Genomic DNA, 13,500 nt, shown 5'->3' with positions numbered 1-13,500 from the left:
AGCGCATGCACAGGTGGACGACCCCATGACCCTGTTCTACGACGCCCGCGGCAATATCTATGGCGTGGTCAGCCCGGCCTCGTTGAGAGACGCGGGCATTGCTGTACCCGAGAGCGCTGAGCTGGCTGCGCGTACTCGCAGCAACTGGACGTCGGCGGCCATCGCCTCTGAATGCAGTTGGGGCTCGCTGCCACGTCCAGCCGGTGCCAAGACTCATCGCTGCGATGGCTTGCTGGTCGGGCCGTTCCAGGCCGAGCCGCCCTTTGACTTGATGATTGTCAACACCGACGGTTCCTTGGCCGAGCGCAGTGGCAATGGCCTGACGATTTTTGCCCAGGCACTCACTGACCAGGGCCTGCTAAGCGGGGCCTGTGAGTTGAGGGTGCACCACGACAAATCGGACGCGGTATCACCCGTATCGACATGGGTTGAACCGGCAATCCGTGAACAGGTTGCGGGGTTCTGGCTTGAGTTGGGGGTACCTGGTTTCGGGCCTGAGGTGGTGGGGGCGCAGATGGAGGTGGATGAAACTGAACTGAGTCATGTGAGCGAGTTGGCGGCGATCAACCCTCAGTGGGCGGCCAGCCAATTTGTGCGGGTGGGCAACCCCCATTGCGTGACACTGGTCGAGCAGGTGTCGGCATTGCCGGACAACACTCAGATGCAGCAACCCGCACTGTACGAGCCCTTGAAGACCATTGCGTTTGCTCCCCCGGCGGGTGGTGGTCGGCCCTGTCCGGCAGGGGTCAACTTGCAATGGGCGGCGCGCCAGCCCGGCAATCGAATCATCGCGCGCGTGTTCGAACGGGGGGAGGGGCCCACCGCGTCTTCCGGAACCAGCGCCAGTGCGGTGGCTTGTGCCGCTTGGCGGGCGGGCTGGGTGGAGAGTGGTGAGGTTGCAGTGGTGATGCCGGGTGGCATTGCGCCAGTTCGCTTGCACACCCAGGCCGAAACGTTGCTGAGCGTCAGTCTGTTCGGCACTGCGCAGTTGCAAGAATGAAGTTGTTTAACGGCTGACACTGTTAACCGGTGTCAGCCATTTCTATGTCAGTTAGTCATGCCGATGTAAGTCGGTGTAGGGCATTTCTTGTTATTAAGAAATGGCACGCTGGCTCGTTTTATTATTGTGTAAAAGACACTTCCAGCTTAGTTGTACGAAACTTCTTTTTTATTTGAAAACGGTCGATTCCTCCCCGAAATGACTAAGCTTTGAGACGTTCCAGCGCCTTTTCTCGATAACTAATTCTCTGTGTAGCGAGAGGGCCTGTCTCCGGGTGTTCATTTATTAACGGCGGGTAACAACGGATGGTTAACGCGTTTGTTTCGTCACGTTTCAATCTGGTTCTTCCACATGTAGATATCGACTTGCAAGTCCTGGCATTCAAAGGCAGTGAAGTCCTCGATCAACCGTTTTTCATTCACATACAGGTGGTCAGCGAAAACCCTTCCCTTGATCTGGAAGCGCTGCTCCACCAACCCGCCTACCTGGCTTTCGGCGAAGCGGACGACGGTTTGCATGGGCAGGTCTACGCCATTGGCCGGGATGACCCAGGTCGGCGCACCACGCGCTATCACCTGACCCTGGCGCCCCGCCTGGCTTACCTTGCGCACCGACGCGACCAGAGGATTTTCCAGCAGCGCAGCGTGCCCCAGATCATCGCCGAGGTCCTTGAGCAGCATGGCATCCTGGCGGATGCTTACGCCTTCGAACTTGGCCCCGTGGTTTATCCGCCGCGTACGTTCTGTGTTCAGTACGCTGAGAGTGATCTTCACTTCATCCAGCGGCTATGTGAAGAGGAGGGCATTCACTATCATTTCCGTCACAGCGTGGACGCCCACCTGCTGGTATTTGGCGATGACCAAACGGTGTTCCCGCGTTTGCCCGTGCAATGCTATAGCGCTCCTGGCGGGCCGCACGCCGATACGCCGGTTATCCAGCGTTTCGACGTGCGCCTGGGCATCCGCAGCCAGAAGACGGTGCGTCGTGATTACGACTTCGAACATCCTTCCGTGCACCTGCACGACAGCGCGGGGGCCGCGTCGACACTCCCACTTGAGGACTATCAGTATCCCGCAGGATTCACCGCTCATACCCGTGGCAAGCAGTTGGCACGGCGGAGTCTGGAGCTTCACCAGCGCGACCGGTATCGGGCATTGGGCAAGAGTGATCAGCCAGTGCTGCGCAGTGGGCACTTCCTTGAGATACGCGATCATCCCGACCCCTCCTGCAACGACCTGTGGCTGATCACGTCGGTGCGTCATGAGGGTTATCAACCCCAGGTGCTGGAGGAAGCGACGCCGGCAACCGACGTATTCCAGGGCTATCGCAATCGTTTTACCGCAACACCCTGGCAGGCCGTGCATCGACCCTCTCTCAGGCATACCAAGCCGACCATCAATGGCAGCCAGACCGCAACCGTGACCGGGCCCGCCGGTGAGGACGTGCATTGCGATGTGTATGGCCGAGTGAAGGTGCGCTTTCACTGGGACCGCCTGGACGAGGCGGATGATAAAAGCAGTTGTTGGTTGCGGGTGGCGTCCGGATGGGCCGGTGACGGGTTCGGTGCAACGATGATCCCGCGTGTGGGCATGGAAGTGCTGGTGACCTTCCTGGACGGGGATCCCGACCGCCCCCTGATCAACGGCTGCCTGCCGAATGCATTGCATCGGCCGACCTATCCCTTGCCACTGCACAAGACTCGCAGCGTTTTGCGCAGCAGCAGTTCCCTTGGCGGCGAAGGCTCCAACGAGCTGTACCTGGAAGATCGTCGGGGCGAGGAACTTGTCTACCTGCGTGCGCAGCGGGACCTGGAGCAACGGATCGGCCATGACAGTCGGCTGGAGGTCGCAGGGGAACGGCAAGAAGTCATCCACGGGATCAGCACGACTCACTTGAAAAGCGAAGAGCATCGTCAGGTCACCGGCGACCGCAAAGTGCTGCTCAAGGCGAGCGACTACCTTGATGTGCATGGCGATAGCCGGACCCACGTGGCACAGACGTTGGTCATTGAGGCAGGGCAGCAGCTCCACCTTAAATCGGGTGCCAGCCTGGTGATTGATGCCGGGGCAGAACTGAGCCTCAAGGCGGGTGGAGAGCATCTGGTCATCCAGGCGGGTGGCATTTTCAGCAGTCGTCCCATCGCGCTGGGCGGTTCGGCGTCTGTTACCCAATTGGCGGGCGCTTTCAGGGTGGCCGGTATGCCTGAGGTCTCCAAGGTACAAGGCACGATCATGAACTTGGCCAGGCAACTGGGAGCGGACTATTGCCCGGTGTGTGAGCATTGTCGCGAAGGCCTGTGTGATCTGCCAGGGAGGGCGGCCTGATGCAGAACTCGCCAAGTCAATGGATAAACCAACAGCAGCAGGCAGGGCGAAGCCTGTGCCTGATCCTCGATGGGCAGAATGCCGCGCATCAGCCACTGCTGGCGGTGCGCAGTTTGTCAGACTACCGCAGCCTCTATGCCGAGACTGCGCTGGCGGATCTCATGAGGGAGGGCCCCGTGATCTTGCTGTTGAAGCAGATGAGCGAGCCTGCATTACGAGACCTCTTGCAACAGCCTGAGAATAACTGGGGCTGGCTGGGCAGTTTACCGTGCAAGGACCTGACTGGGGTGACTCGGCACTGGCGCGACCGTTTGCTGACGGGGCCGGAGGGCGAGCAATCGCTGTACCGCTTTCACGACAACCGTACCCTGGCACGTGCGCTGGACTATCTGGGTGCGGACCACTGGCCGGTCTTTCTTGGCCCCTTGATCAGCGTGTGCTACTGGCACGAAGACCGCTGGCGCACGGCTGACAACCCGGCTGTCGGCGAGTATCCGCTGCCTGACCCGGTTCCTTGGCTGAACACGCCCAACCCGAACGCCGAAGCCATCCTGCACGCCAATATTCTGCGTTACCTGTTGGCTGTACACAGCGAAGAACTGGTCGCTTTGGTGGAATTCCAGGACCCGAGAATCTGGCTGGGCCAAGTCTTGGAGCTGGCGCGTGTCTGGCAATGGAGAGGGCCGGAACAATTGGAGTTTCTGGTGGTGCGACGGTTGGAGGAGGCCACACGCAACAGTCTCATTCGGTGGCAACCGCTGGTTGGGGAAGCGCCAGGTGATCATTTTGAACGGGTGGTGGAGCAGTGGCGATCAATGGAGGGAAAGGATGAATAGGCGAAGGCTTGGTGCGTGGGTTGTGGTGGGGATGCTGACGCTGACAGGCTGTGCGGGCAAGCCGGTTGACCACTTTACGCTGGAGGTGGATCTGCCGGCGGAGTTCCGCTTCATCGGGGGAGCCAACTACGGGCCTGCGACCGGGGAAACCTGCACGCTGCCAAGGCGTCGGGGCAAGAGGCCGGAGCGGAAGATTTTTATTGCACGTTACAAGCCTGTGGCCGAACGCGTGAGTGTTGAACTGCCGTTGAGTGAGGTGATTGAAGGTTGCCCTACGGTTTTGCGAAGTGTCGATTTTGATATGTATGCGAAGTGGGGTAAGCGAGATACGGATGTGGGAGGCGATCGTGCAGGCATCGCCATTCGAGATCGCTGGAATGATCAACCTGGCATGCCCGAGTCAGGTGTGCAGGAACTGATTGGGCAATGTCAGTGGCGCTTCAGGACGGTGGGGCCGTTTCATGCGATCAGGAAACTTCTGCAATGTCGTTCGAATAATGCAATAGGGCCGTTGCAGGAGTCCCTGGCCGGTGGTGCTGCTCAACGTGATCAGTTAGCGGGGAAAACGCTCAGGCTGGTGCTGACGGTCACGGACAAGGAAGAACCGGCTGTTGGTGATAACTGGGTGGTCGTTCCGGGTGGCTGGAAGCGTTGTAAAGGTAAAAGCTTTGAAGACCTTTATGCGTTTTGTAACGGCAACACCTCCGACTTTAAACCGATAAAAATGCCGGATGGTCGCGTTTGTGATGTTTATCCATCGTGTCAATAACAAGGAGCAAGGTCATGAAGCAGGATGCATGGAAGCAATCTTTTTTCAGTGATAGCAAGCCAGCCTGTTCACTGCGCGGGCATTGGGTGAGCTTTTGCCTGGTCGACGAACTGGGCGTGGGGGCGGCGTACGGTGGACTGCCATACACCGTCCACGATAGTGCAGGGCAGGAGTACAAAGGCAGGCTGAATGGAGAAGGGTTTGCCAAGCTAGACAATATTTTCTGTGGGCCTGTGGTACTTGTTCTCGACGATCTGTATTCAGGAACAGAGCCCCCCTATCTACAACTGATGTTGCGCCCCACCTACAAACTTCCTATCACCGAGCTTCAAGTTCGGGCTGAACAGACTCGGTTTGCCGCCTCTGATGGCCAGCGCCTCGACAGTAATCCTGCTCAGCACAAGGCCAACCGGTTCTATCAAGTGGAAGTGCGTGATTTGGTCCGCCATGTCGCCCATTTGCCACCGGTTGCGCAGCGGAGTCATCAACCCCTGCGACACGCGTTGAACATGATGGGTGAGCTGGGATTTGGACCACCTCAATCGAACTTGGTAGGAGTCGTGTTGTTTCCCAACAACCACACCGCTCTGGAAGTTCGACCACTCAGGGCCTTTCGCCCGATGCTTTCAACCGACGACGGTTTCTGCGCCTTGAACCTTTATCAGTTGGCATTGATGGCCACCTTGAGTTATTGCAACTTCGGCCAAGTGCCACCTGAAAAGCCCCACGACCACGTTCGCTTTCCCCTTGATCCCAGCATCGGGCATCTATTTGCCGAAGAGCTTTCGGGTTCCCATGAGGCTTGGCGATTTGATGCAGAACAAGTCGACCGTTTTTACCCCCTTTACGAAGAGGTCCCTTACTCCCAGCGTTTTGAGATTTTGCCCTTCGATCCAGAGCTATACCCACAAAACCAACCGGAGTTGCAGGAAAAGCAGGAACATCCAGCGAATGTGCACTTTTTCGATGATGAAGCGCTTGGTACGGATACTCAGGCGTTTATTACCCATCACGATGAAGTAATCCTGATCGCGGTGCGTGGTACCGCCAGTGGTGCCGACGGAATGCGAGATGCAAACGCTCATCAGGTCCCTTACACGGAAGGAGTCGGCAAGGCCCACCAAGGTTTTTATCAGGCTTACCGGGCAGTGCGCGATTTCGTATTGCACTACCTCGACCAATTCCATACCGGCCAACGAATTATCATCTGCGGCCACAGCCTGGGCGGCGCAATCGCTTTACTCCTCGCAGAAGGTCTGCGCAGGGCTCCGGAGTGCAACTACAACATCCTCCTCTACACCTACGGCGCCCCCCGCGCCGCCGACTCTGAATTCACCCAAGGTGCTTCAACCCTGGTCCACCACCGTATCGTCAACCACAACGATCCCGTCCCCAGCGTCCCGGCCCCTTGGATGAACACCACCGCCAAACTCTGGATCCCAGGCGCCGTCACACTGTTCAGCGCCCCTGCACCGGGCGGCCTGCTGTTCGCCGCCGGGTTGGTGCGTTTTGGCGCAAACCCTTACCAACACCACGGCGAACAGCACCATTTCATGCCGATCATGCTGCCGGATGGCACACAGTCTTCGGTGTTGTGGAAACCCGGTTGTGAATCCATCCAAGAGGCCGGTTGCAACCGAACCTTGCAACTGCGTGGCGACATGCCCGAGCGGGATAACCTGCTGAGACAGCTGTTCCAGGCCAACCAGCACTTCATGACTGCCAGCTACATTCCGGCGGCGTGGGCAACGCTACGTCGCTGGCAGCAAACCCAGGAAAGCAACGGCCCACTGGTCACGCCAAGCGAGTTCGAGCTGCTCGACCTGGCCCTGGAGACCATGCGCCAACAACTGCGCAACAAGCGCCGGGAACTGGCCCGCCTAAGGTCTGCCAACGACCGAGGCTATGAACACAACGAAGCCCTGAATAGCGAGATCGACCGCTTGCACACCAGCCGTGAGCGCCTTGCGACTCTGCGCTGGCGCCGCCTGGAAGCCCGTGATGTCTACGGCAGTCAAGCCCATAGCGCCAACGTGCAACCCAGCCTCAAGCGCTGGTTCAGCCACCGTGAAAACCGTGAGCCGTCGCAAGTCGCCAGCATCCCCCCCGCGCAGCTTCACGCATGGGGGAGGGCGCAAACGCTGGATATCGACTCAATTGTCTGAACCCGGTTTTACACAAACTCAACCTGCGCCGGCTGACGCCGCATCAGCACTTTGCCGTTGCGGATCGAGTACAGCGGCAAGCCCTGACTGCGGATGACCTCATAGTCGCTGTCCGCCGAAAGGATCAACAGGTTGGCGGGGCGTCCGGGTTCCAGACCGTAGCGGTCACCCAGGGCCATGGCCTTGGCACTGTTGTCGGTCACCAGGTCGAGGGCGCTTTGCAGGTTGCGGTAGCCGAGCATGTGGCAGATATGCAAACCGGCCTCCAGCACCCGCAGGATGTTGCCGTTGCCCAAGGGGTACCAAGGGTCGACGATGGAATCCTGGCCGAAACACACGTTCATGCCGGCCTCCAGCAGTTCATTGACCCGGGTGACGCCACGGCGTTTCGGGAAGCTGTCGAAGCGGCCTTGCAGGTGGATACTTTCGGTGGGGCAAGAGACGAAGCTGATCCCCGAATGCCCCAGCAGGCGGAAGAGTTTGGCGCAGTAGGCATTGTCGTAGGAGCCCATGGCCGTGGTGTGGCTGGCGGTGACGCGGGCACCCATATCGCGGCTGCGGGCTTCTTCGGCCAGCACTTCGAGAAAACGTGAATGGGGGTCGTCGGTTTCGTCGCAGTGCACGTCCACCAGGCAGCCGGTACGTTCGGCCAGGTCCATCAGGAACTTCACCGAACTCACGCCCTGGTCGCGGGTGTATTCAAAGTGAGGGATACCGCCGATGACGTCGGCCCCCAGGCGGATGGCTTCTTCCATCAGTTCGCGGCCGTTGCGGTACGACTCGATGCCTTCCTGGGGGAAGGCGACGATTTGCAGGTCGATCAGGTGCTTGCTCTCTTCGCGCACTTGCAGCATCGCCTTGAGCGCGGTGAGGTCCGGATCGGTGACGTCGACGTGGGTACGCACATGTTGGATACCGTGGGCGGCGAGGGCCTGGATCGTCTTCTTGGCGCGGGTCTTGGTGTCTTCCTGGGTGATGGTGGCTTTGCGCTCGCCCCAGCACTCGATGCCTTCGAACAGGGTGCCGCTCATGTTCCAGCGGGGCTCGCCGGCCGTCAGGGTGGCGTCCAGGTGGATATGCGGTTCAACGAAGGGTGGAATCACCAGGTTGCCCGCAGCGTCCAGGTCACCAGATGCCAGTACGGGCGCTGTCGTTTGTGGCGTGATGCTGGCGATCCGGCCATGTTCCAGGTGCAGATCATGCAGGCCTTCACGGTTGCGCAGGCGGGCGTTGATGATGTGCATGGGCAAGTTCCTCTTGGCTAAAAACAATCAGGCAGACAGTCGCCAGATCATCAGCGCTATACCGATGTCCAGGCGATCATAAGCGTTATCCAGCGTCAGCCCGCACAGGGCTTCGATGCGCTGGACACGGTGCGTTAATGTATTGCGGTGCACGGCCAGCCGCTGGGCGGCGGCCACAAGGTTACCATTCTCATGGAACCAGGCTTCCAGGGTGGGCATCAGGTTGGGGCCATGGTGCAAGTCGTGGCGCAGCAATGGGCCGAGGCGTTCATTCAGGAATTGATCGAGGAGGGCGCGATCACGCACGCCGCTGAGCAGCTTGAGCACGCCCAATTCGTCGTACACGCACAGCCCGGCACGCTCACTGAAGCGCCGCGCAGCCGCCAGTGCCTGGCGGGCTTCATCCTGCGCCTGGGCCAGGTGTGCCGGTGGGTGCGCTGCGGCGCTGAGGCCGATAAACAGTTTGAGCGGCGCCAAGCGTAGATTCAGCGGATTAAGCCAATGGGCTAGCTGTTGGCGGTTGGTCAACGCCGCCACGGCATCCGGCGCGGGCAGCAGGACTGTCCATTGGCCGGCTCGTCCCTGCACCGGCAAACCGGCCGAGAATTGCCGCAGTCGACGGCTGATACGTCGTGTTGTCGCGCCAGTTGCGCTTCCACCGAAGCCGCATCACCCTGGGCAAACAGCAACTCGTTGCCTTCCAACTGCAGTTGCACCACTTGCCAATACCCGGCCAATGGCATGCCCAATTGCGTGGCCCGGTGCAGCAACAGTTCCAGGGATTGGTAGTCGCCGGTCAGCAAGCGCTCAAGCACATCATGCCGCGAGCGCCCCAGTTGTTCGGACTGGATCAGCGCCGAACCAATGGCCTGGGTTACCAGCACCATTTTCAGCGAGTAGGGCTGTTCGATCAACGGCATGCCGGCGGCTTCGGCGGCATCGAGTAAACGCTGGGGAATCGCCTGGATATACGCAGGCCCGGTCAGCACTACCAAGCCAGCCACTTGACGCTCGCAGGCTTCCTCAAGCAATTGCAACAGGTTGGTTTCGTCGCGCGGGTGATTGATCCCGGTGACGAACACGAGCTCGCCACCGAGCACCCATTCCGCAATCCCGCTGTTTTCCGCCACATAGGGCCAGCGCACACCGTTATCCAACCCGGTCTCGCCAGCGCGCAGGCGCATGGATTCCAGGCCCGGCAGCGCCAATACATCGGCAATGGTCAAGCTCATGCCTGGGCATCAGCCAGAGGCGCACGCACGCGTAGGACGGCGGTGAGCACGATGTAGGTCAGCGACGCTGCAACGATACCCACCAACGGCGCGACCCAGGGCGAATTGAACGCCAGCACGGTGCCAACGCCATAGGCCGCCAGCCCCGGCCAGTTGAATGCCGGCAGGCGCGCATCCGCCAGGCGCGGGTAGCGGCCGCGATAGCGATAGAAGAAGTCCGCCATGATCACCCCACCAATCGGTGGGATCACCGTGCCCAGCAGAATCAGGTAAGGCACCAGCATGTCGTACATGCCGAGCAACGCCAGCAGGGTGCCGATCACGGCGCCGGCCAGGGTGACTGTCTTGCGGCGTTTGGTGCGCAACAGGTTGCAGCCGGCCACAGCGAAGTTGTAGATCGTGTTGTCCTGGGTGCTCCAGATATTGAGCAGCAACATGGCCATCGCCGCCATGGCAAAGCCTTGCAGCAGCAACACTTCAACCACGTCCGGTTGCTGATAGACGATGGCACCGTAGGCGCCAATCAGCACCATCAATCCATTGCCGATGAAGAAGCCGATCAGGCTCGCCAGTACCGCCACTTTGGCCGAGCGCGAAAAACGCGTCCAGTTGGTGGCCTGGGTCGCGCCGCTGACAAAGGTGCCGAACACCAGGGTGATCGCGGTGGACAGGTCCAGCTCACCGCTCGGCACCACCGCCAGCAGCCCATCCAGCCCGCCGACTTTGACCGTGGCGACCCACATCGACAGAAACAGCAGGATGCCCATGGCCGGTACCGCGATGTAGGACAGGATTTCCAGCCCGCGATAACCAACGTAGGCCGTGGCGCAGAACACCAGGCCGAACAGCACCATAAACGCCAGTACGCTGCCCTGGCCCAGCTCGAAATATTTGCCCAGCACCACGGCGGCAGTGGCGGTGCCCCAGGCGTACCAGCCGATCTGGGTGAAGCCGAGGATCAAGTCGCTGAGCTTGCTGCCCATTTCGCCGAAGCAGAAGCGTCCCATCAGCACCGAATTCAGCCCACTCTTGAAGGCGATGTAACCCAGGCCTGCGGCGTAGATACCCAGCAGCAGGTTACCCAGGGCCACGACGCCGAGCATGTCGGTAAAGCTGAACGCCACTCCCAGCTTGCCGCCGGCAAACATGGTCGCGGTGAAAAAGGTAAAGCCCAGCAGCACCATGGCAGTAGACGCCAGGCCCTTGCGCGCATGCATCGGGACTTCGCTGAGGGGGTAATCGTTGCCCGGTTCTTGCTGCGTCATGTGCCTTGCTCCTGAATGAGTGACGCAGGCCTATTGCACCGCGCGTGCCACATCGGGCAGCAGTGACACACGCACGGTAGGGTTTGTGCACTGTGCACAGTATTTATAGCCAAAACGGGGAGGAGCGCGGGAAAGAGTGTTCGGCGTGCCCAATCGGGCACGAAAGCGGTGCAGCCGTGATACAAATTGGATCAGTCGAACAGCGTCTGGGTGATCTCGCCACGGTGGAAGGCAAATGCAGCCTCCAGATCACTTTCGATGGTGCGCCCGCGAGACAGTGGCGGCAGGTCATTTAGCCGGAAAAAGCCCACTTCGGTGGTCTCGAACCCTGCCATCGGAGCCGACTGATCTACCGGTTCACAGAGGAAGTACAGCTTATAGAAGTCGCGCACATCCGGCCGATACAAGCCCTTGGCCTTGTGCGTCACGCTGTATAGGGCGCGCGCCGTCACCGTCAGCCCGGCTTCCTCGCGAATCTCCTTGACGATATTTTCCGCCGCCGACAAACCGATATCCGCATAACCTCCCGGCAACGCCCAGCAGCCATCGGTCAACTCCCGTACCAACAGAATTCGATCGTCTTGGATGACCGCCCCGCGCACGTCGATCATCGGCGTCGAGTAGCGTTGGGCAAAATCCGTGACCAGCCCGGTGATGCGCTCCAAGGGCACATTGCCCAGCTGCGCGAGCATGCTGTGGGCAATCTCGGCAATTTCTTCCAGGCGCTCGCGCTCGAAATCATCGGTACAAAAGTGCAGCCCTGTGGACGCCAACGCCTGCAAGCGTTTGGCCTGGGCCAGCCAGGTGTTTTCCATGGGTTACTCCCGGAGTTTCTTGGTCATGTACACCCGCCGCAGGCCATGTTTTTCGGCCCGGTGGGTCTCGATACAGCCACGACGGGTGTACAGCGTGATGTTCTCGTGCATGGCTGCGTTGGTGTATAGACGAATGGCCGCGAAGCCGGCATCCAGCGCCTGGTGTTCGGCAAAATTGCAGCGGGCTCCTCTGGACAGTCGATCAGTCTGCCGGCGCTTCGAAGATGTCTTCGATAGGCCGTTCGAACACCTTGGCGATCTTGAACGCCAAGGGCAAGCTCGGATCGTAGCGGCCGGTCTCGATGGCGTTGACGGTTTGGCGTGACACACCCAGGCGTTCGGCGAGGTCGGCCTGGGACCAACCCAGTCCCGAGCGCAACTGGCGCATCAGGTTGTTCATTGGTAGCGCCTTGTGCCGATGATCGTGGCGACGCACCAGACGCCGCCCATGATCGGCCACACCATAAAGGCCGACAACCGTGGGAAGCCAGCGGTTTCCAGGAAGCCGTAACTGAAGGTCGTCAGGGCCGTGCACACAAAGGCCACGGCCAGTGCGTCCAACTGGATCTTGCGGCCCATTTCATCCATGGCGTTGAGCCGGCGGATGATCGCAATTGCCATCGCGATCATCGGAATGACCGGCAGCAAAGCCAGGGCAACTCGGGCGGCGCCGTTGGGCATGGACGACATGTAGGCGCTGGAAACCACCACGCACAGCATATACGCCAGCATTGTCACCGCGAATTCCACCAAGAAGCGTTTGACCGACATAGCCATCTCCGTAAGTAAAGGGTGCTTTACATTAAGTGCGGGCCATTGAGGTGTCAAGGTCGCTTTACATGGATAAATGCCAGGCGCAAAAAAACCACCCGAAGGTGGTTTTTATGGACGCAGTCGATTACTCGCCGCGATAGATGCAGCCGCTGGTGCAGGTCTCGTGGATGCGAATCGCACTGAGCTCAGGCAGCAGAGGTTTCAACTCATTCCAGATCCACTTGGCGAGCACTTCGCTGGTCGGGTTTTCCAGGCCAGGGATGTCGTTGAGGTAGTTGTGGTCGAGGCGTTCATAAAGCGGCTTGAAAATCGCCTTGATCTCCGAGAAGTCGCGAATCCAGCCGGTATGGGGATCCAGGTCGCCGCTCAGGTGGATCGCCACCTTGAACGAATGCCCATGCAGGCGCCCGCATTTATGGCCTTCCGGTACGTGGGGCAGGCGGTGTGCGGATTCGAATGTAAATTCCTTGAAGATTTCCACAGTGTTTTCAGCTCGGTCGGTGTCTGGCAGGCGGCGAGTTTAACAGCTTGATCCGTCGCTGCGCATACCGTCCCTCTGTAGGGCGCGGCTTGGGGCAAAATGTAGATTGCAGGTGGCGAGGGAGCTTGCTACCGATGGAGGCCTGACAGCCGGTCGCTATCTACCTGTTATCCCGCGATCCAAAATGTGGGAGCTGGCTTGCCTGCGAAGGCGGCCTGACAGCCGACCACAATCTAACTGCTACCCCGCACTCCAAATGTGGGAGCTGGCTAGCCTGCGAAGGCGGCCCGACAGACGATCACAATCTAACTGCTACCCCGCACTCCAAATGTGGGAGCTGGCTTGCCTGCGAAGATGGCCTGACAGCCGACCACAATCTAACTATTCCCCCGCACTCCAAATGTGGGAGCTGGCTTGCCTGCGAAGGCGGCCCGACAGACGACCACAATCTAACTGCTACCCCGCACTCCAAATGTGGGAGCTGGCTAGCCTGCGAAGGCGGCCCGACAGACGACCACAATCTAACTATTCCCCCCGCACTCCAAATGTGGGAGCTGGCTTGCCTGCGAAGGCGGCCTGACAGCCGACCTGGATG

General features: G+C 59.8%; 11 protein-coding genes and 2 pseudogenes. 5 read left to right on the top strand and 8 right to left on the bottom strand.

Annotated elements, in window-relative coordinates:
* Positions 1 to 25: 25 nt before the first annotated feature.
* The 5 genes from AC4PS7_RS29050 to AC4PS7_RS29030 all read left to right on the top strand — a co-directional run bounded on the left by AC4PS7_RS29050 (position 26) and on the right by AC4PS7_RS29030 (position 7,094).
* Positions 26 to 1,000 carry a diaminopimelate epimerase gene (locus tag AC4PS7_RS29050; protein ID WP_021492052.1) on the top strand — a complete coding sequence of 325 codons (975 nt, stop codon included), beginning with the start codon at positions 26 to 28 and terminating at the stop codon, positions 998 to 1,000.
* Positions 1,001 to 1,305: 305 nt separating this feature from the next.
* Complete coding sequence (gene tssI / locus AC4PS7_RS29045; RefSeq protein WP_021492051.1) at positions 1,306 to 3,324, top strand: type VI secretion system tip protein TssI/VgrG; 2,019 nt, start codon at positions 1,306 to 1,308, stop codon at positions 3,322 to 3,324.
* A complete protein-coding gene (locus AC4PS7_RS29040) occupies positions 3,324 to 4,160 on the top strand; it encodes a DUF4123 domain-containing protein (protein ID WP_021492050.1) in 837 nt (278 codons plus the stop codon). The genes tssI and AC4PS7_RS29040 overlap by 1 nt, the downstream gene beginning before the upstream one ends.
* On the top strand, positions 4,153 to 4,929 hold the full coding sequence (locus AC4PS7_RS29035; protein ID WP_044286952.1) for a hypothetical protein: 777 nt from the start codon (positions 4,153 to 4,155) through the stop codon (positions 4,927 to 4,929). The genes AC4PS7_RS29040 and AC4PS7_RS29035 overlap by 8 nt, the downstream gene beginning before the upstream one ends.
* Positions 4,930 to 4,943: 14 nt before the next feature.
* Positions 4,944 to 7,094 carry a lipase family protein gene (locus tag AC4PS7_RS29030; RefSeq protein ID WP_069672723.1) on the top strand — a complete coding sequence of 717 codons (2,151 nt, stop codon included), beginning with the start codon at positions 4,944 to 4,946 and terminating at the stop codon, positions 7,092 to 7,094.
* An 8-nt stretch (positions 7,095 to 7,102) separates the two neighbouring features.
* On the opposite strand, the gene codA is transcribed toward AC4PS7_RS29030, so the two are convergent.
* The 8 genes and pseudogenes from codA to queD all read right to left on the bottom strand — a co-directional run bounded on the left by codA (position 7,103) and on the right by queD (position 12,905).
* Positions 7,103 to 8,338, bottom strand: coding sequence for a cytosine deaminase (gene codA / locus AC4PS7_RS29025; RefSeq protein ID WP_010211502.1), 1,236 nt, complete (start codon positions 8,336 to 8,338; stop codon positions 7,103 to 7,105).
* Positions 8,339 to 8,365: 27 nt separating this feature from the next.
* Positions 8,366 to 9,570 (bottom strand): annotated as a pseudogene (locus AC4PS7_RS29020) (PucR family transcriptional regulator).
* A complete protein-coding gene (gene codB / locus AC4PS7_RS29015) occupies positions 9,567 to 10,835 on the bottom strand; it encodes a cytosine permease (RefSeq protein ID WP_042570996.1) in 1,269 nt (422 codons plus the stop codon). Before codB ends, AC4PS7_RS29020 begins: the two are co-directional and overlap by 4 nt.
* Before the next feature lie 191 nt (positions 10,836 to 11,026).
* Complete coding sequence (locus tag AC4PS7_RS29010) at positions 11,027 to 11,650, bottom strand: NUDIX hydrolase (protein WP_010211495.1); 624 nt, start codon at positions 11,648 to 11,650, stop codon at positions 11,027 to 11,029.
* A gap of 3 nt (positions 11,651 to 11,653) precedes the next feature.
* Positions 11,654 to 11,827 (bottom strand): annotated as a pseudogene (locus tag AC4PS7_RS29005) (N-acetyltransferase); the annotation flags it as partial.
* Positions 11,828 to 11,852: 25 nt separating this feature from the next.
* Positions 11,853 to 12,050: a helix-turn-helix transcriptional regulator gene (locus AC4PS7_RS29000; RefSeq protein WP_010211493.1), complete on the bottom strand. Its 198-nt coding sequence runs from the start codon at positions 12,048 to 12,050 to the stop codon at positions 11,853 to 11,855.
* Entirely contained in the window at positions 12,047 to 12,421 is a 375-nt protein-coding gene (locus tag AC4PS7_RS28995; RefSeq protein WP_021492045.1) for a hypothetical protein, read from the bottom strand. Before AC4PS7_RS28995 ends, AC4PS7_RS29000 begins: the two co-directional genes overlap by 4 nt.
* A 127-nt stretch (positions 12,422 to 12,548) precedes the next feature.
* Positions 12,549 to 12,905 carry a 6-carboxytetrahydropterin synthase QueD gene (queD, locus tag AC4PS7_RS28990; RefSeq protein WP_003190259.1) on the bottom strand — a complete coding sequence of 119 codons (357 nt, stop codon included), beginning with the start codon at positions 12,903 to 12,905 and terminating at the stop codon, positions 12,549 to 12,551.
* Between the last annotated feature and the right edge of the window lie 595 nt (positions 12,906 to 13,500).

Source organism: Pseudomonas sp. DW-iso3, from assembly GCF_058725305.1.
The sequence above is the reverse complement of the archived record's forward strand: the minus strand, read 5'-3'. Positions and strand labels throughout refer to the sequence as shown.